General features: G+C 32.7%; 8 protein-coding genes and 1 tRNA gene. 4 read left to right on the top strand and 5 right to left on the bottom strand.

Translation table 11 applies throughout. The features are described from left to right. Positions 1 to 7: 7 nt before the first annotated feature. Complete coding sequence (locus IPN31_08960) at positions 8 to 3,643, top strand: VCBS repeat-containing protein (protein ID MBK8682017.1); 3,636 nt, start codon at positions 8 to 10, stop codon at positions 3,641 to 3,643. Between the two features lie 52 nt (positions 3,644 to 3,695). Here IPN31_08960 and IPN31_08955 read toward each other — a convergent pair whose 3' ends face one another. From IPN31_08955 to IPN31_08945, 3 genes are all read right to left on the bottom strand, one after another. Beyond that, positions 3,696 to 4,334, bottom strand: a complete 639-nt coding sequence (locus tag IPN31_08955; GenBank protein MBK8682016.1) for an LON peptidase substrate-binding domain-containing protein — start codon at positions 4,332 to 4,334, stop codon at positions 3,696 to 3,698. 85 nt (positions 4,335 to 4,419) lie between these two features. Then, positions 4,420 to 4,492 (bottom strand) — tRNA-His (locus IPN31_08950). Between the two features lie 54 nt (positions 4,493 to 4,546). Continuing rightward, positions 4,547 to 5,173, bottom strand: a complete 627-nt coding sequence (locus IPN31_08945) for a superoxide dismutase (GenBank protein MBK8682015.1) — start codon at positions 5,171 to 5,173, stop codon at positions 4,547 to 4,549. A gap of 243 nt (positions 5,174 to 5,416) precedes the next feature. Between IPN31_08945 and cadA the strand changes: the two genes are divergently transcribed. From cadA to IPN31_08930, 3 genes are all read left to right on the top strand, one after another. After that, entirely contained in the window at positions 5,417 to 7,558 is a 2,142-nt protein-coding gene (gene cadA, locus IPN31_08940; protein MBK8682014.1) for a cadmium-translocating P-type ATPase, read from the top strand. 76 nt (positions 7,559 to 7,634) lie between these two features. After that, positions 7,635 to 8,855, top strand: a complete 1,221-nt coding sequence (locus IPN31_08935; protein ID MBK8682013.1) for an oligosaccharide flippase family protein — start codon at positions 7,635 to 7,637, stop codon at positions 8,853 to 8,855. A gap of 17 nt (positions 8,856 to 8,872) precedes the next feature. After that, positions 8,873 to 10,609 carry a hypothetical protein gene (locus tag IPN31_08930; GenBank protein ID MBK8682012.1) on the top strand — a complete coding sequence of 579 codons (1,737 nt, stop codon included), beginning with the start codon at positions 8,873 to 8,875 and terminating at the stop codon, positions 10,607 to 10,609. Here the strand turns inward: IPN31_08930 and IPN31_08925 are convergent. Both IPN31_08925 and IPN31_08920 read right to left on the bottom strand, forming a co-directional pair. After that, the gene (locus IPN31_08925) at positions 10,606 to 11,607 is read right to left on the bottom strand and encodes a PorP/SprF family type IX secretion system membrane protein (GenBank protein MBK8682011.1); all 1,002 of its coding nucleotides are present in this window, start codon (positions 11,605 to 11,607) and stop codon (positions 10,606 to 10,608) included. The genes IPN31_08930 and IPN31_08925 overlap by 4 nt on opposite strands. A gap of 214 nt (positions 11,608 to 11,821) precedes the next feature. After that, positions 11,822 to 21,670, bottom strand: a complete 9,849-nt coding sequence (locus IPN31_08920) for a gliding motility-associated C-terminal domain-containing protein (protein ID MBK8682010.1) — start codon at positions 21,668 to 21,670, stop codon at positions 11,822 to 11,824. Positions 21,671 to 21,714: the final 44 nt, after the last annotated feature.

The following is a 21,714-nucleotide window of genomic DNA, read 5'->3' as shown; positions in this document are numbered from 1 at the left end:
TTTTAAATTGAAACGTATAACATTGAATTTTAAATTCGCAACATATGTATCTCTCGCAATTATTATTGCGGGAGGTTCCTCGTGTAATCAGGTTGGTACTAGTGCAACAGATACACGTGGTTCAGTAATTATAGAAAAATCCCGGGAAGTTACCTTAGATGGTAACTCAGGTAAAAAGTTTGATATCCTTACCGGAAAATCTACGGGAATTGATTTTGTTAATGATCTTACTGAAAATTATGCAGTGAATTGGTGGAGATATTCTTACATCTATAATGGTGGAGGAATTTCTATCGGTGATGTAAATAATGATGGATTACAAGACTTATTTTTTACCGGTAACCTTGTTCCAAACAAATTATATCTCAATAAAGGAAATCTTCAATTTGAAGATGTTACCGATAAATGTGGTATCGTAACAGAAAGTTGGGAATTTACCTACGGCTCTACAATGGTTGACATTGATGGTGATGATGATTTGGATATTTATATCTGTAACTCACGTTGGGATGATCCGGAGAAAAGAAGAAACCGTCTTTGGATTAATAATGGCGATATGACCTTTGTAGAAAAAGCCAAAGAATTTGGCTTGGATGATAACACCTATTCTACGCATGCAAACTTCTTTGACTATGATAACGATGGTGATTTAGATATGTACTTAGTAACTCACCCTGTTGATTTTATTGATAAGAACAAAACAAAGTATTTTCAAAAAATAGAAACTGGTGTTAATCTCAGCGATCATTTTTATAGAAATGATAATGGCAAATTTGTAGAATGCCATCTTGAAGTTGGTATAAATAATCATGGATATGGACTTAGTGGTTCTGTAGCCGATTTAAATGATGATGGCTATCTGGATATTTTCGTTACCAATGATTATGCGATGTATGATTTCTTATATATGAACAATGGTGATGGAACATTCCGTGATGAATCTTTGACCAACCTAAAGAAAACCAGTATAAACTCAATGGGTTCTGATATTGCTGACATGAATAATGATGGCTTCCAGGATATTATTGTGGCCGACATGGATATGGAAGATAATTACACTTACAAAACGTTCATGTTGTCAAGTCAAATTGAATCTATGCGCATACTTATTAATGCAGGTTATGGCTATCAAAATCGTTCTAACTCATTACAATTAAATAATGGTGACGGAACCTTTGGTGAAATTTCACATACTTCCGGTGTATCCACAACTGATTGGAGTTGGTCAACATTATTTGCCGATTTTGATAATGATGGTTATAAAGATTTATATATCTCCAATGGTTTCTTACGGGATTTCCATGTAGATGAATCAGAAACATATACTAAAGTAAGAAGTGCTGTACGCCTTAAAGACAGTACCGTATTTTATAAGGTGCGTGAAAATTTACCACTCTATGTATTGAGTCATCCAAACTTTATTTTCAGAAATAATGGTGATCTTACATTTCAGGATACAAGAGATGATTGGGGTATTTATTTCCCATCAATTTCTTACGGTGCAGGTTATGCAGATTTAGATAATGATGGAGATCTTGATATTATCGTGAGTAACGTAAATGAAACTCCATGGATCTGCCGCAACAATTCAGAAAAGGATAGCAGTGCTAATAATTATCTGAGCTTTTCTTTCCAGGGATATAAAGCAAACACCGAGGGCTTAGGTACCAAAGTAAAAATCTATTATGGAAATGAAATGCAATATGTGCAGCATACAAGTAATCGTGGATATATCACGAGTTTACAAGAGGATTGTCATTTTGGACTCGGCAAAGTAGATAAAGTAGATTTAGTAGAAGTAGAATGGCTGGATGGATCTAAGCAAATTTTAAAAGATGTGAATGTAAATCAAAATATAAAATTGAATTATGCAGATGCATCAAAGGATGTGAAATTTGAAAAACATAATGTTGTAGAACCGACATTTGTTAATTCAACTAAACAATTAGCAATCGATTTTCAATCGAAAGATAATAATTACGATGATTTCTTACGTGAATTTTTGCTTCCCCATAAAATGAGTGTATTAGGACCTGGAGTAGCAGTGGCAGATGTGAATGGTGACGGTCTGGAAGATTTCTATATTGGTGGTACTGTTAATACATCGGGTGCTATTTATACACAAGCAAGCAATGGCAAATTTAAAAAATCAAATTTCCAACAAACCAATCCAGATGATTTAAAAATGGAAGATGGTGGTGCATTATTTTTTGATGCAGATAATGATGGTGATATGGATTTATATGTAAGCTCGGGAAGTAATGAATATGCAAAAGGAGAGGCAAATTATCTTGACAGACTTTACATGAATGATGGCAAAGGAAACTTTACAAGAAACATTCAAGCTATACCCGATATTAAAGAAAGCAGTTCAGTAGTTATTGCTGCTGATTTTGATAAAGATGGTGATCTTGATCTATTTGTTGGTGGCAGACAAGTACCCGGCAATTACTTAGCATCAGCTTCCAGTTATATTTTGAGAAATGATAATGGGAAGTTTGTAGATGTTACAAGTGAACTAGCTCCTGAATTAAAAAATGTAGGAATGATTTCTTCTGCACTTTGGTCAGATTATAATAATGACGGGTCACTTGATTTGGTGTTGACAGGCGATTGGATGCCGGTGAACTTTTTCAAAAATGCAGGTGGAAAATTTGTGAACGACACCCAAAATTCAGGACTTAAAAACACTGATGGTTGGTATCAAAGTATCATTGGTTCAGATGTAGATTTAGATGGCGATATAGATTATATTGTTGGAAATTTTGGAACTAACCGCCGTTATAAAAATTCTAAATCATTGAAGGATGGAAGTAACTTACCTTTAGAAGGATATCTTAATGATTTTGATGGTAATGGCACTCAAGATCTAATACTCGCATATTATCAAAAAGATAGTCTATATCCTGTAAAGCCTAGGGAAAGATTAATTGAACAATTACCAGGAATCAGTACACAATATCCCAACTGGGATTCTTATGGTAAGGCTACATTATCACAAATTTTTGGAGATGGTCCACTGGGGAATGCCATACACAAACAAACCTATAATTTCCACTCTTGTGTATTAATAAATCAAGGTGAAGGAAAATTCAAAATGGCATATTTACCAAATGAAACTCAAACATCTGTAATATTCGGCATGGTGGTAGATGATTTCAATGAAGATGGTATTCCTGATATATTAACGCATGGTAATTTCTATAATACGGATATTGAAATTACAAGACATGATTCAGGAACAGGTGTTATGCTTTTAGGTAAAGGAGATGGAACATTTGCTCCTGTAAGAAGCTATCAGAGCGGATTGAGAAATGACGGTGATGCCAAAGGAATGGCAGTAATTATGGGAGCTAATAAACAACCTCTTTATTTATTAGCAAATTCCAACGGTCCGTTGGAAGCGTTTTCACTTACTAAAAATAATGTGAAGATGTTAGCTTTCACACCAATGGATGCTATGGCTGAGATTCAAATGAAAAATGGTAAAACACAAAAAATGGAGCTCTATAACGGTTCAGGATATTTGAGTCAAAGCACGAAATATTTAAGAATTACACCAGAAATAGTTTCAGTGAAAGTGTGGGATTATGCAGGAAATTCCAAAATGGTTTATCCTAGCTCACTCGCTTCGAATAAATAAACTTAGAATCAATTAATTTGATAGCCCTCCCAATTATGGGGGGCTATTTTTTTTAGAGGAAGTCCGGTGGATTTAAAATATGAAATTGTCCGTTCATTTTTGCTCTCTTTCTAATTGCCGCCGCTTGTCTTAAACCCGGCAATATATTTTTTATATGTTGTATTATAATTTTTTTTCTAACTGATTCCCTGCTATGTTTTAATAATTCAAATTCTTCAAGAATATTAAATCCAACATAATGTGCCATTTTAAAAGATTGAGATATAATTCCCTTTTCAACCAATTTATTTTGTATCTCCAACATTTGAAATAACTCATCCGTAAGTTGATCAAATTCATTATTTATATTACTGTGAATATCAAGTACATTATTAATTACGCTTACAACAGCACCGCTATATAATTTATCAGGAATCACCTGTACTATATCTAAAATCCGAAATGCTTGCAAGCCAGTAATCACAATATCCACTTCGCCATTTAGATATTCCTTACTGATTCCGTTTACAATCATTTCAGTACCGTAATCCAAAATTTCATTTTTATTAATTACCGGAATTCCAAATGATTTTTCTTCCTGAATGCATTCTCTAATTAATTGCTTATACCGAGGTTCAAAAATGTGCAACTTCAATTCTTCACCGGGATAGGCAACCATGGATAATGGAAATATGGGAAGGAATTTTTGCATTCACTAATCTATAAAAAAATAAATGAGTAAATAAAAGAATCTGTAAAAAAAAGCCCGGTAAAATAATTTTCCGGGTAAAGAGGTGGGTGACCGATGGGTTTCGAACCCACGACCACCAGAACCACAATCTGGTGCTCTACCTACTGAGCTACGGCCACCGTTTATTCAATCGGCAAATTTATAAAATAGATGGCAGAACAAAATGACTTTATTTATTTTGCAAATCTTTGAGAAACAGTATCCCAATTTATTATATTCCAATAGGCAGATAAATAATCAGCACGTCTATTTTGATATTTTAAATAGTACGCATGTTCCCAAACATCAACACCAAGTAAAGGCTTACCTTGTTTCTCACTTATATCCATAAGCGGATTATCCTGATTTGGTGTTCCAATTATATCCAGATTTCCTTTGGCATCTTTTACTAACCAAGCCCATCCTGATCCAAAAACTCCTGTAGCTGCTTTATTAAATTCAGTTTTGAAAGTATCCATATCATTGTACTTACTCATCAATGCAGCACGCAAATCATCATTAGTTGTTGTTTTTGAAGAAGCGGGTGTTAGCGTCTCCCAAAAAAATGAGTGATTCCAATGTCCACCTGCATTGTTGCGCACTTTGGTGCGTACATCTTCAGGTACCTTTTTAATATTCATTACAATATCATCCAGTGTTTTCCCTTGCAATTCCGGAGTTGCCGCTACAGCTTCATTCAAGTTCTTTACATATCCTGCATGATGTTTTGTGTAATGAATCTCCATCGTCATTTTATCAATGTAAGGTTCAAGATCACCAAAACCATAAGGCAAAGCTTTCTGTGTAAAGGCATCAGCCATATTTAAAGAAAAATCCGAATCTTCAAATGTAGAAATTCGGGAGTTTGCAAAAATGTCCTTATTAATTAAGGCTAATCCAATTGCTGAAAGTGCAGATTTCCTAATGAAGTCTCTTCTGCTTGATTTTAAATTTTCCAATGTGATATATTTTTAAGTTTGCTTAAAACTAATAAAGATAAAAACCATTGCAGCTTATTAAATGTTCAAGACTAAAGCTTTAAATATTTCATAATTTTATAATAAATGAATAATACAAACAATAATTTGATTGAGTTAGAGGTAGAAGGAATGACGTGTTCCAATTGTGCTCTGGGTATTACAAAATTTTTAGAAAATAAAGGACTGCATAATGTCTACGTAAATTTTGCTACTAATGAAGTACAATTTACTCAAGCACCTGTGCAATTAGATATGAATTCTATTATTTCCGGAATTGAGAAATTAGGATATCATGTAATTGGTGAAAAAAAAGAAAATAAAATTCAGGAAAGCGAGAAAAAAATTAAGTTAAATTCTTTAGAAATAAAACTCTTAATCTCCGCTGTTTTTACATTGCCATTATTTTTATCCATGTTTCTTCCGATTGCATTTTTACATAATCATTATGTTCAACTTGCTTTATGTATTCCGGTGTATTTTATTGGGGTAATTCATTTTGGTAAAAGCGGACTAGGTTCGCTACGTACCGGAATTGCAAACATGGATGTATTAATTTTTGTGGGAAGTACTGCTGCATTTATATACAGCCTAACAGGTACCCTTTTTAATCTGGGTATGGATTATTTATTTTACGAAACTGCTGCTACTATTATCACTTTAGTGTTAGTAGGCAATTATATAGAAAAGCGCTCTGTTGCAAAAACTACTACTGCAATAAAAGAGCTTACAGAAATACAACCACAAAAAGCAAAGCAAGTAGTTTACGATTTACAAGATGCTAAAGAAAAAATATTTGAAATACCTATTCAGGAAATAAAACCGGATACAATTGTTCTTGTAAATACTGGAGATAAAATTCCATTAGATGGAATTATTATCTGGGGTGAAGCAAGTATTGATGAAAGTATGATAACCGGTGAGAGTATTCCTGTTGATAAAAAAATAGATGATATAGTTATAGGGGGTACTATTTTAGTGCATGGCACAGTCAAAGTAAAAGTTACATCCGAATTAAAAGATACTACTCTCAGTAAAATAGTAGAGCTTGTAAAAATGGCGCAAGTGCAAAAACCTAATATTCAAAAATTAGCAGATAGAATAAGTGCTGTTTTTGTTCCAGTAGTTTTAGCTATTGCTATTCTTACGTTTTGCGTTTCCTATTTTGCAATACATATTTCTTTATATGATTCAATTTTAAGAAGTATCGCAGTACTTGTAATTGCTTGCCCATGTGCTATGGGACTAGCAACTCCTACGGCCGTGATGGTTGGTTTAGGCAGGGCAGCAAAAAACGGAATTCTTTTAAAAGGCAGTACCACTTTAGAAAATTTCGCTAAAACAACTATGGTGGTTTTTGATAAAACAGGAACATTGACAAATGGAAAATTCACCATTAAAAACTTTCAACTCTACAGTAACTATAATAAACTACAGGTACTTGGAATTATTCATGCATTAGAAAATCATTCATCACATCCTATTGCAAAATCATTAACTGCTTTTAGTGCTGAAGGAGAAACAATTGAATTAAAAAATATTACGGAAAAAAAAGGTGTAGGAATATACGGAACAGATGACCAAAACAGAAATTACAACATTGGTTCTTCGAATATTTTAAAAGCAGATTCTCTCCACATTCATGATTTATATATTACTGTGAATGATCAATTAATTGCCGGTCTTGATATAGAAGATGAATTAAAAGCTGGTGTAAAATCAACGATTGATTATTTTAAAAATGCAGGAATAAAAACTGTTTTACTAAGTGGAGACACTGAAGAAAAATGTGTGGCAATTTCTAAAGAATTAGGAATTGATACTTATTACGCACGACAAACTCCCGAGGATAAATTAAAAAAAATCAGAGAATACTCATTAGATAATAATGTTACTATGGTAGGTGATGGAATTAATGACTCTCCTGCCCTTTCATTAGCGCAAACCGGCGTTTCTATGAGTAATGCAACAGATATTGCCATGAACAGTGCGCAGATAATTTTGCTCAGCAATAACCTGGAATATCTTGCCATTGCGCACAAACTCGGCAAGATGACATATTCCACAATTAAGCAAAATCTTTTTTGGGCATTCTTTTATAACGTACTTGCAATACCCATTGCTGCTGTTGGATTACTTAATCCAATGGTTGCAGCAATTTCAATGGCATTTTCAGATGTAATGGTGATTGGAAATTCATTACGTTTGCGTGGAAGAAAAATAAGGTAGTCTGCAATTAAAACATCGCATATCAGATCATAAAAATGCATTTCAGCTTTTTCAGGTTGCAAGATATTCCGGTCTATTGCTTATTGGAATTATCTTATCAAAATCTGGTATAGCACAATCTGAAATTGGAAATTATGAAACACTGCTTTTACTCACCGGACTAACAAGTTTCTTTTGGGTGAATGCGGTGCTATCTATATACATACAGCGATTTGTAAAAGCAGAAAATAAAAACAGATTAATTGATTCAACACTTCTCATTTTTATATCTATTTCCTTTCTGTTATCTCTTTTAATTTTATTATTAGAACCGACAATAAGAAATACGTTTGATATTTCTCATACACTTGTTTTACAACTTGCACTTTTGTTGCCGGCTCAAAACATTTCTTATTTCTCCGAACATTATTTTTTATCTGTTAAAAAAGGTAAACCACTTTTAATTCTTACGCTTGCGCATGCAATCCTGCTTCCAATAATCGTATTAATTATTGCACTTACAACTCTTAATATCACTTTGATTATTTGGGGAATCATTTCCTTCCATTTGGTGAAAATAATCTTCACTTATGTTATGTATTTATTTGCAGGTAAACCAGTAGCTGATAAAGCAGAAGTAAAATCGGTATTGCAACTTGCGCTTCCACTTGGAATCAGTTTTATGTTGGGTGGTGCATCCATTTATGTTGATGGAATTATTATCAATACACATTTTGACAAGGCAACATTTGCAATGTATCAATACGGCGCACGAGAATTTCCTTTGGCAATGATTTTAGCAGGTGCTGTAAATCTTTCTATGATTGGGATAATAGCGGCTAATTCAATCACCGGAATATCTGCACTTAAGCAAAACACAAGTGCTTTAATGCATAAAATTTTTCCTGCCGGTATTTTATTAATGTGCATTAGCAAGTTTGCATTTCCGGTTGTTTTTAATCCGCAATTTTCCGAAAGCTTTATCTACTTTAATATTTATTTACTGCTGATAATCCCCAGAACGTTACTTCCTCAATCCATTTTAATGGCATTTGAAAAAAATAATTTTCTTATGTGGGTTTCAATAATAGAATTTATTCTCAACATTGTATTAAGTCTTTTATTCCTATCTCTGATTGGTTTGCCGGGTGTTGCATTAGGAACTGTAGCTGCATATATTTTTGAAAAAATAGCATTTACAATTAAACTAAAATCATTGCATATTGCCCCCAAAAATTATATTCCTCTACCTCTATTTTTTATTTATAGTGCACTGCTTATAATTACTTTTATTTTTACAACACTCCCCTATTTATAAGCATAGAAAGTTAAGCAGTGAATATTAAAAAATATATACAAACATCTATTCTAATTATTCTCCTGTATGCAATTGTTTTCAGCATTACGGGATATACAGTTAATCAAGGTTTCAATCCTTCGGATGAAGGAGTTGTATTATCCCAAAGCTGGCGATTACTCAATCACGAAGTTCCTCACAAAGAATTTATAAGTATCCGTCCTGTAGGCTCAGGCTTGCTACATCAATTAGATTTAATACTACCCTTTCCGATAATTCCTACTTCAAGGATTATTGCTGCATTAGAATATATTCTGATTTCTATTTTATGGGTTTTTATTTTCTTAAGTACTGTTAAAAAATATATCCCATATAATAAACAGTATTTAATTTACAGTGCAGCTATTATTTCCACTATAATATTGAATTTAAATAATGGACCCATTTTCACCTGGACCACCACAGATGCACTATTGTTTATTACAATTACTTTCTATTTTATTATGCCCTTTTTTGAAAGCACATTTACAAAGAATGCGTATTATAAGTATGCAATACCGGCGATACTTTTTGCATCATGTGCCACACTTTGCCGACAATCATTTGCATTGCCATTAGTATTATTGGGAATTTTGATTCTGCTTTACAACTTTCAATTAAAGAAAATTCCATTCAGAATTTTAATTGGAATTATCGGCTCCACTCCTTTGCTTCTCTATTTTATTTATCTCTGGCAACAAGCTGGATTGCAATTATTTATAGATCAGATGACCGGGCGCACTGAATTAGTAGATACTGGTGTCATTACTTATTTTAAATCACTTGCCAAATACCCTTGGATAATTATTCAGGCAATTGGTTTAATATTTATCTTTTTCAGAAAATCTATTCTTCTAAATAGTAATAAAATTTCTTCGTTAGTCAACCTGTATTATTTAGCAATTACGTTAGCTAGTTTATGGTTTACATTGCATTTGTTTTTTGGAAATTATTCCAATGACTATTCATTTTATTTCTATTGGCTGCTTGTGATATTGCTACTACATGGCATTTTTATCTGGAGATTAAATGCATCTGTTCTTCTAGCAATCGGCTTCACTTTATTAATTGCCTGGACTAGCAGTATATCCATTGGCGACAACTCTCCCCGCCCCTATCTCGGCGGTATTGCTATGGCTTGCTGGATACTAATTTTCATCCGTTTATCTAATATAACGTTTATACAAATCCATCTTCGCAAAGCCTATAGCATTATTGCAGTTGCTACAATTCTATTATTTATTATTTCACAATTAAGTATGCCTAAAGTAAATTATCGGGACTGGACAAGTTCGAAATTAAATTATACATTAGAAGATATTTTTCCTGAAATGGGTAAAACTAAGGTGAATGAAAATACCAGAAAATATTTTGTAGAATTCAAGCGCATTTATGCTTTGCTTAATCAACCGAAAAATCATTTTACGATGATACCTAACAATGCATTTATTTATTCCGTAATGCATAGTCGAAACCCACTTCCATTAGACTGGATGCAGCATCATGAATATATCGGTGCTGAAGAACAATTTACGGAAATGGTAACTCAGGATTTGCAAGAAAACATTGTGTATCTGTTTGTAGATAAGATTGACAGTAAGTTGTTTTATAAAGGAATAATTCCATTTGACCCTGATTTTGAATTTAATCATAGTTACATTCCATGGCTTACTTCGCAATGTGAAAAATTACCGATTGAAAGTGATTATTTTGAAATTTATAAAAGTAGAAATTAGAACTTCGGACATTGATAGCTTCTGTTCTTCATGCGTTTTGCAGAATTAAATTTCTTATCCAAAATATAAATCAAATTAAGTTCTAATCCACCTCTACCATAGCTGGCAGCAGACAAGGTACTTGTATTAATATCATAACTAATTCCTGCAATCACATTATTATGATCAAAACGAATTGAAGTAACTACCGCATCTTTATTTCTATACCATACACCCACATACATTGCAGTTTCTTGTCGTACAGTTACATGGCTTAATTTATATTTGAGATAAGTTCCAATTACAAATTCACGATGCGGTCCTTGCTCATTATATAATAAACTTGGCAATAAATTTACATTATCTGAAACTGGAAATTGCATACCTGCTTGTAATGAATAACGACGTTCAAGAATATCACTTCCATCTTGTAAAAAACTTTGATTAGGTTGATTCAAATGAAAAATAGAACCTCCTGCATACACATAAATTTCATCGCTGGGAAGAAAATACCATGTAAGCCCCGTTGAAATATCAGCAAAATTAAAATTGTTATCTACGGAGGTAGCGTATGGCTCCGGATCGAATGCTACCATTTTAGTATAATCCACATAACGACGATTTACACCCGCTTCAAAACCAAGTGTAAGAAAATGATTTCCATACCCACTTAATGCTTTACTATAAGAGAAACTCGCAGCAGTTTTTAAAGTAGTAAAATTCAAATCGCCTGCTCTATCAGCTAATACCTGAAGCCCACCACTTGCGAAATCACCATTCTTTAAAATAGCAAAAGCACCATCTGCAGAAAATGAAAAAGTACGATATGGTGCTGCAAAACTCCATTGATCTTTATAATTGGTTATAAAGCGAATATCTCCATTAAACAAACCGGTGAATCCGGGATTTACCATTAACGGTGAAGCATGAAACTGCGAATAGTGCCAGTCCTGTGCTCTACCTAATTGCGACAGTAGCAGTAATGAAAAAAGGATTGTTTGGGTAAAAAGTCTTCTCATCTATTTAAATATACCTTAAAAGTAGAGTTTAATATACCGAATAATTTGAACGCAATGGTGATATTTGTAACAGGGAAAATGTATCATTCAATTCAAAACGCTAACAATTTAAGAAGAACAAATAAAATCAAAAATTATTACAAATCACTGGTTTCAATTGAATGGTTATAAATTTTACTTTTCTATTGAATTAAAAGTAGGAAAATAAATTCTACTATTTAACTAAGGTTATATTGCCTGAAATAAGTGAAAGTGTTCCATCACTGCAAATAAAATCAACGGTATAAACATACACTCCCGGATTACAAAGAATACCATTAAAAGTGCCATTCCATTTTTCGGATAAATCTCTTGTTTGAAACATTACTTCTCCCCAGCGATTAAAAATATTCAGTTGCTTTATAATAAGATTTCCTTCATAGCTAATATAAAATTCATCATTTAATCCATCGCCATTCGGACTCATAATATTCGGTATTTCAAAAAGAGATTCATCACAAGGTAATAAACGAAGAATAATATCATCAGAGGATTTACAACCCATTGTATCCGTAGCAGTGAAAGTCAAAATAACAGTTTGATTCACAATAGTATTGGTTTCGGGGCAAGTAGGACATTCAACCATATTTGCCGGTTCCCATTGAAAACTTAACGGCGTTAAGCCACCAAATACATTTGCAAGTAATTCCACCTGCTCACCCAAATACACATATAATGTATCATTCGCAATATCCACATAAGGCAGATTATTTAAGCTATCACAATCCTTTCCTTTATCTATTGGATTTATTACCACATCAGTAACTACAGGAATTTCATCTTGATCATAAACTTCAATTTGATCACAATCCGGATCAACTGAAATAGTAACTGCAATTGTACTATCACATCCCAATGCATTAATAAATACGTAATTATATTCCCCCGGAGCACCAGTACTTGAACCATCAGGAAGTAAATATCCTTCACCAATACATATTTCCGCATCAATAATAATTATACTTAATGGATTCACAATTAAATCAGTGGTGATAATCGAATCGCAACCGTTGATGGAAATTAAATTTGTAATATAAATTCCGGTTGTTGTTGCGGATGTTCCATCAGGTAAAACATATGTTTCACCATCGCAAATTTCTGCTGATATATTTTCATCGTAAATCGGATGCACAATTAAATCAGTGGTGATAATCGAATCGCAACCATTGATAGAAAATAAATTGGTAATATAAATTCCAGTTGTTGCAACCGTTGTTCCATCAGGTAAAATATATTCTTCACCATCGCAAATTTCTGCTGAGATATTTTCATCATAAATTGGATTCACAATTAAATCAGTAGTGATAATTGAATCACAACCGTTTATACTTATTAAATTGGAAATATAAATTCCAGTGGTTGAAACTGAACTTCCATCAGGTAAAATATATGTTTCACCATCGCAGATTTCTGCTGAGATATTTTCATCGTAAATTGGATGCACAATTAAATCTGTTGTGATAATCGAATCGCAACCGTTGATACTTATTAAGTTTGAAATATAAATTCCGCTTGTTGTTGCAGGTGTTCCATCAGGTAAAATATATGTTTCGCCATCGCAGATTTCTGCTGATATATTTTCATTATAAATCGGATGCACAATTAAATCGGTGGTGATAATTGAATCACAACCATTGATGGAAATTAAATTTGTAATATAAATTCCGGTTGATGTTGCAGTTGATCCATCAGGTAAAATATATTCTTCACCATCGCAAATTTCTGCATCAACTGTTGTTGAATAAATCGAATGCACAATTAAATCAGTGGTGATTATTGAATCGCAACCATTGATGGAAATTAAATTTGTAATATAAATTCCGGTTGTTGTTGCGGATGTTCCATCAAGTAAAATATAAGTTTCGCCATCGCAAATTTCTGCATCAACTGTTGTTGAATAAACAGGATGCACAATTAAATCAGTGGTGATAATCGAATCGCAACCATCGATGGAAAATAAATTAGAAATATAAATTCCAGTTGTTGTAACCGTTGATCCATCAGGTAAAATATAAGTTTCACCATCACAAATTTCTGCATCAACTGTTGTTGAATAAATTGGATTCACAATTAAATCAGTGGTGATAATCGAATCGCAACCATCGATGGAAAATAAATTAGAAACATAAATTCCGCTTGTAGCTGCTGTTGTTCCATCAGCTAAAATATATTCTTCACCATCGCAGATTTCTGCATCAACTGTTGTAGAATAAATTGGATGCACAATTAAATCAGTTGTGATAATCGAATCGCAACCATTGATAGAAATTAAATTAGAAATATAAATTCCGCTTGTTGATGCTGATGTTCCGTCAGGTAAAATATAAGTTTCACCATCGCAAATTTCTGCATCAACTGTTGTTGAATAAATTGGATTCACAATTAAATCAGTGGTGATAATCGAATCACAACCGTTGATGGAAAATAAATTAGAAATATAAATTCCGGTTGTTGATGCTGATGTTCCGTCAGGTAAAATATATGTTTCACCATCGCAGATTTCTGCATCAATTGTGGTTGAATAAATTGGATGAATAATTAAATCTGTGGTGATTATTGAATCGCAACCGTTGATAGAAAATAAATTGGTAATATAAATTCCACTTGTGGCTACTGTTGATCCATCAGGCAAAATATAAGTTGAACCATCGCAAATTTCTGCTGATATATTTTCATTATAAATCGGATGCACAATTAAATCAGTAGTGATAATTGAATCACAACCGTTTATACTTATTAAATTGGAAATATAAATTCCGCTTGTTATAACAGTTGATCCATCAGGTAAAATATAAGTTTCACCATCGCAAATCTCTGCAGAAACATTTTCAACGTAAATAGGATGCACAATTAAATCAGTGGTGATTATGGAGTCGCAACCGTTGATTGAAAATAAATTTGAAATATAAATTCCGCTTGTTGAAACAGTTGATCCATCAGGTAAAATATATGTTTCACCATCGCAGATTTCTGCATCTACATTTTCATTATAAACAGGATGCACAATTAAATCTGTTGTGATTATTGAATCGCAACCGTTGATAGAAAATAAATTGGTAATATAAATTCCAGTTGTTGCAACCGTTGATCCGTCAGGTAAAATATATTCTTCACCATCACAAATTTCTGCATCTACATTTTCATTATAAACAGGATGCACAATTAAATCTGTTGTGATTATTGAATCGCAACCATTGATAGAAAATAAATTGGTAATATAAATTCCGGTTGTTGTTGCGGATGTTCCATCAGGTAAAATATATGTTTCACCATCGCAAATTTCTGCTGATATATTTTCATCGTAAATTGGATGCACAATTAAATCAGTTGTGATAATCGAATCGCAACCGTTGATTGAAAATAAATTTGAAATATAAATTCCGCTTGTTGAAACAGTTGATCCATCAGGTAAAATATAAGTTTCACCATCGCAAATCTCTGCAGAAACATTTTCAACGTAAACCGGATGCACAATTAAATCTATTGTGATTATGGAATCGCAACCATCGATAGAAAATAAATTAGAAATATAAATTCCGGTTGTAGTTGCGGATGTTCCGTCAGGTAAAATATAAGTTGCACCATCGCAAATTTCTGCTGAGATATTTTCATCATAAATTGGATTCACAATTAAATCAGTAGTGATAATTGAATCGCAACCGTTGATAGAAAATAAATTAGTAATATAAATTCCAGTTGTTGCAACAGTTGATCCATCAGGTAAAATATATTCTTCACCATCGCAAATCTCTACATCAACTGTGATTGAATAAATTGGGTTTACAATTAAATCTGTAGTAATTATTGAATCGCAACCGTTGATACTTATTAAATTTGAAATATAAATTCCAGTTGTTGCAACAGTTGATCCATCAGGTAAAATATATTCTTCACCATCGCAAATCTCTACATCAACTGTGATTGAATAAATTGGGTTTACAATTAAATCTGTAGTAATTATTGAATCGCAACCGTTGATACTTATTAAATTTGAAATATAAATTCCAGTTGTTGTAACTGTTGATCCATCAGGTAAAATATAAGTTTCACCATCGCAAATTTCTGCATCAACTGTTTTAGAATAAATTGGATGCACAATTAAATCAGTTGTGATAATCGAATCGCAACCGTTGATAGAAAATAAATTGGTAATATAAATTCCAGTTGTTGTCGTTGAACTTCCGTCAGGTAAAATATATTCGTCTCCATCGCAAATTTCTGCATCTACATTTTCATTATAAACAGGATGCACAATTAAATCGGTGGTGATTATTGAATCGCAACCGTTGATAGAAAATAAATTGGTAATATAAATTCCAGTTGTTGCAACCGTTGATCCATCAGGTAAAATATATTCTTCACCATCGCAAATTTCTACTGAGATATTTTCAACGTAAATTGAATGCACAATTAAATCAGTGGTGATTATGGAGTCGCAACCGTTGATTGAAAATAAATTTGAAATATAAATTCCAGTTGTTGTAACTGTTGATCCATCAGGTAAAATATAAGTTGCACCATCGCAAATTTCTGCATCAATTGTTGTTGAATAAACAGGATGCACAATTAAATCAGTGGTGATTATTGAATCACAACCGTTTATACCTATTAAATTGGAAATATAAATTCCGGCTGTAGTTGCGGATGTTCCATCAGGTAAAATATATTCTTCACCATCGCAGATTTCTGCATCTACATTTTCATTATAAACAGGATGCATAATTAAATCGGTGGTGATTATTGAATCACAACCGTTGAAAGAAAATAAATTGGTAATATAAATTCCTGTTGTTGTAACTGTTGATCCATCAGGTAAAATATATTCTTCACCATTGCAAATTTCTGTATCAACTGTGGTTGAATAAACCGGATGCACAATTAAATCAGTGGTGATAATCGAATCACAACCGTTGATAGAAATTAAATTAGAAATATAAATTCCGGTTGATGTTGCTGTTGATCCATCAGGTAAAATATATTCTTCTCCATCGCAAATCTCTGCTGATATATTTTCATTATAAATCGGATGCACAATTAAATCAGTTGTGATAATTGAATCGCAACCATTGATAGAAAATAAATTGGTAATATAAATTCCTGTTGTTGTAACAGTTGATCCATCAGGTAAAATATATTCTTCACCATCGCAGATTTCTGATGATATATTTTCATTATAAATTGGATGCACAATTAAATCAGTGGTGATAATCGAATCGCAACCGTTTATACTTATTAAATTGGAAATATAAATTCCAGTGGTTGAAACTGAACTTCCACCGGGTAAAATATATGTTTCGCCATCGCAAATTTCTGCTGATATATTTTCATCGTAAATTGGATGCACAATTAAATCAGTTGTGATAATCGAATCGCAACCGTTGATTGAAAATAAATTTGAAATATAAATTCCGCTTGTTGAAACAGTTGATCCATCAGGTAAAATATAAGTTTCACCATCGCAAATCTCTGCAGAAACATTTTCAACGTAAACCGGATGCACAATTAAATCTATTGTGATTATGGAATCGCAACCATCGATAGAAAATAAATTAGAAATATAAATTCCGGTTGTAGTTGCGGATGTTCCGTCAGGTAAAATATAAGTTGCACCATCGCAAATTTCTGCTGAGATATTTTCATCATAAATCGGATGCACAATTAAATCAGTAGTGATAATCGAATCGCAACCGTTGATACTTATTAAGTTTGAAATATAAATTCCGCTTGTTGTTGCAGGTGTTCCATCAGGTAAAATATATGTTTCGCCATCGCAAATTTCTGCACCAACTGTTGTTGAATAAACAGAATGCACAATTAAATCAGTGGTGATAATCGAATCACAACCATTGATAGAAAATAAATTTGAAATATAAATTCCGCTTGTTGTTGCAGGTGTTCCATCAGGTAAAATATATTCTTCACCATCGCAGATTTCTGCATCTACATTTTCATTATAAACAGGATGCACAATTAAATCGGTGGTGATTATTGAATCGCAACCATTGATAGAAAATAAATTTGAAATATAAATTCCGCTTGTTGAAACAGTTGTTCCATCAGGTAAAATATAAGTTGCACCATCGCAAATTTCTGCTAAAATATTTTCATCATAAATCGGATGCACAATTAAATCAGTGGTGATAATCGAATCGCAACCGTTGATAGAAAATAAATTGGTAATATAAATTCCAGTTGTTGCAACCGTTGATCCATCAGGTAAAATATATTCTTCACCATCGCAAATTTCTGCTGAGATATTTTCATCATAAATTGGATTCACAATTAAATCAGTGGTGATAATCGAATCGCAACCGTTGATAGAAATTAAATTAGAAATATAAATTCCGCTAGTTGTTGCAGATGATCCGTCAGGTAAAAAATATGTTTCACCATCGCAAATTTCTGCATCAACTGTTGTTGAATAAATCGAATGCACAATTAAATCAGTGGTGATTATTGAATCGCAACCGTTGATAGAAATTAAATTAGAAATATAAATTCCGCTAGTTGTTGCAGATGATCCGTCAGGTAAAAAATATGTTTCACCATCGCAAATTTCTGCATCAACTGTTGTTGAATAAATCGAATGCACAATTAAATCAGTGGTGATTATGGAGTCGCAACCGTTGATAGAAATTAAATTAGAAATATAAATTCCGCTTGTTGAAACAGTTGATCCATCAGGTAAAATATAAGTTTCACCATCGCAGATTTCTTCTTCTATAGTAGTCGAATAAATCGGATGCACAATTAAATCAGTGGTGATAATCGAATCGCAACCGTTGATAGAAAATAAATTGGTAATATAAATTCCAGTTGTTGTTACTGTTGTTCCATCAGGTAAAATATATTCTTCACCATCGCAAATTTCTGCTGATATATTTTCATTATAAACCGGATGAACAATTAAATCAGTAGTGATAATTGAATCACAACCGTTGATAGAAATTAAATTAGAAATATAAATTCCGGTTGTTGCAACCGTTGATCCATCAGGTAAAATATATGTTTCGCCATCACAAATCTCTGCTGAGATATTTTCATTATAAACCGGATGAACAATTAAATCAGTAGTGATAATTGAATCACAACCGTTGATAGAAAATAAATTTGAAATATAAATTCCAGTTGTTGCAACAGTTGATCCATCAGGTAAAATATAAGTTTCACCATCGCAGATTTCTGCTGATATATTTTCATCGTAAACCGGATGCACAATTAAATCAGTTGTGATAATCGAATCGCAACCATCGATGGAAAATAAATTAGAAATATAAATTCCGGTTGTTGAAACAGTTGATCCATCAGGTAAAATATAAGTTTCACCATCGCAAATCTCTGCAGAAACATTTTCAACGTAAACCGGATGCACAATTAAATCTATTGTGATTATGGAATCGCAACCATCGATAGAAAATAAATTAGAAATATAAATTCCGGTTGTAGTTGCGGATGTTCCGTCAGGTAAAATATAAGTTGCACCATCGCAAATTTCTGCATCAACTGTTGTTGAATAAATCGGATGCACAATTAAATCAGTGGTGATTATGGAGTCGCAACCGTTGATTGAAAATAAATTTGAAATATAAATTCCAGTTGTTGCAACAGTTGATCCATCAGGTAAAATATAAGTTTCACCATCGCAGATTTCTGCATCAACTGTTGTTAAATAAATCGAATGCACAATTAAATCAGTGGTGATTATGGAGTCGCAACCATTGATAGAAATTAAATTGGTAATATAAATTCCGGTTGAAGAAACTGAACTTCCGTCAGGTAAAAAATATGTTTCACCATTACAAATTTCTGCTGATATATTTTCATCGTAAACCGGATGCACAATTAAATCAGTTGTGATAATCGAATCACAACCGTTGATAGAAAATAAATTTGAAATATAAATTCCGGTTGTTGCAACAGTTGATCCATCAGGTAAAATATAAGTTTCACCATCGCAAATTTCTGCTGATATATTTTCATCGTAAACCGGATGCACAATTAAATCAGTTGTGATAATCGAATCGCAACCATTGATGGAAATTAAATTTGTAATATAAATTCCGGTTGTTGAAACAGTTGATCCATCAGGTAAAATATAAGTTTCACCATCGCAAATCTCTGCAGAAACATTTTCAACGTAAACCGGATGCACAATTAAATCTATTGTGATTATGGAATCGCAACCATCGATAGAAAATAAATTAGAAATATAAATTCCGGTTGTAGTTGCGGATGTTCCGTCAGGTAAAATATAAGTTGCACCATCGCAAATTTCTGCATCAACTGTTGTTGAATAAATCGGATGCACAATTAAATCAGTGGTGATTATGGAGTCGCAACCGTTGATTGAAAATAAATTTGAAATATAAATTCCAGTTGTTGCAACAGTTGATCCATCAGGTAAAATATAAGTTTCACCATCGCAGATTTCTGCATCAACTGTTGTTAAATAAATCGAATGCACAATTAAATCAGTGGTGATTATGGAGTCGCAACCATTGATAGAAATTAAATTGGTAATATAAATTCCGGTTGAAGAAACTGAACTTCCGTCAGGTAAAAAATATGTTTCACCATTACAAATTTCTGCTGACATATTTTCATCGTAAACCGGATGCACAATTAAATCAGTTGTGATAATCGAATCACAACCGTTGATAGAAAATAAATTTGAAATATAAATTCCGGTTGTTGCAACAGTTGATCCATCAGGTAAAATATATTCTTCACCATCGCAAATCTCTACATCAACTGTGATTGAATAAATTGGGTTTACAATTAAATCTGTAGTAATTATTGAATCACAACCATTGATACTTATTAAATTAGAAACATAAATTCCGCTTGTAGCTGCAGGTGTTCCATCAGGTAAAATATATGTTTCGCCATCGCAGATTTCTGCATCAACTGTTGTTGAATAAATTGGATTCACAATTAAATCAGTGTTGATAATTGAATCGCAACCATCGATGGAAAATAAATTAGAAACATAAATTCCGGTTGATGTTGCTGTTGATCCATCAGGTAAAATATAAGTTTCACCATCGCAAATTTCTGCTGATATATTTTCATCGTAAACCGGATGCACAATTAAATCAGTTGTGATAATTGAATCACAACCGTTGATAGAAAATAAATTTGAAATATAAATTCCGGTTGTTGCAACAGTTGATCCATCAGGTAAAATATATTCTTCTCCATCGCAAATCTCTACATCAACTGTGATTGAATAAATTGGGTTTACAATTAAATCTGTAGTAATTATTGAATCGCAACCGTTGATACTTATTAAATTTGAAATATAAATTCCAGTTGTTGTAACTGTTGATCCATCAGGTAAAATATAAGTTTCACCATCGCAAATTTCTGCATCAACTGTTGTTGAATAAATTGGATTCACAATTAAATCAGTGGTGATTATGGAATCGCAACCGTTGATTGAAAATAAATTTGAAATATAAATTCCGCTTGTTGAAACAGTTGATCCATCAGGTAAAATATAAGTTTCACCATCGCAGATTTCTTCTTCTATAGTAGTCGAATAAATCGGATGCACAATTAAATCAGTAGTGATAATCGAATCGCAACCGTTGATTGAAATTAAATTTGTAATATAAATTCCGGTTGTTGTTGCGGATGTTCCATCAGGTAAAATATATGTTTCACCATCGCAAATTTCTGCTGATATATTTTCATCGTAAATCGGATGCACAATTAAATCAGTGGTGATAATCGAATCGCAACCATTGATAGAAAATAAATTGGTAATATAAATTCCAGTTGTTGCAACCGTTGTTCCATCAGGTAAAATATATTCTTCACCATCGCAAATTTCTGCTGAGATATTTTCATCATAAATTGGATTCACAATTAAATCAGTAGTGATAATTGAATCGCAACCATCGATGGAAAATAAATTAGAAACATAAATTCCGGTTGATGTTGCTGTTGATCCATCAGGTAAAATATAAGTTTCACCATCGCAAATTTCTGCTGATATATTTTCATCGTAAACCGGATGCACAATTAAATCAGTGGTGATAATTGAATCACAACCATCGATGGAAA

The sequence above is a fragment of the Bacteroidota bacterium genome (genome assembly GCA_016715425.1).
Lineage (GTDB): Bacteria > Bacteroidota > Bacteroidia > Chitinophagales > BACL12 > JADKAC01.
This window is presented reverse-complemented; position numbering and strand designations above follow the sequence as displayed.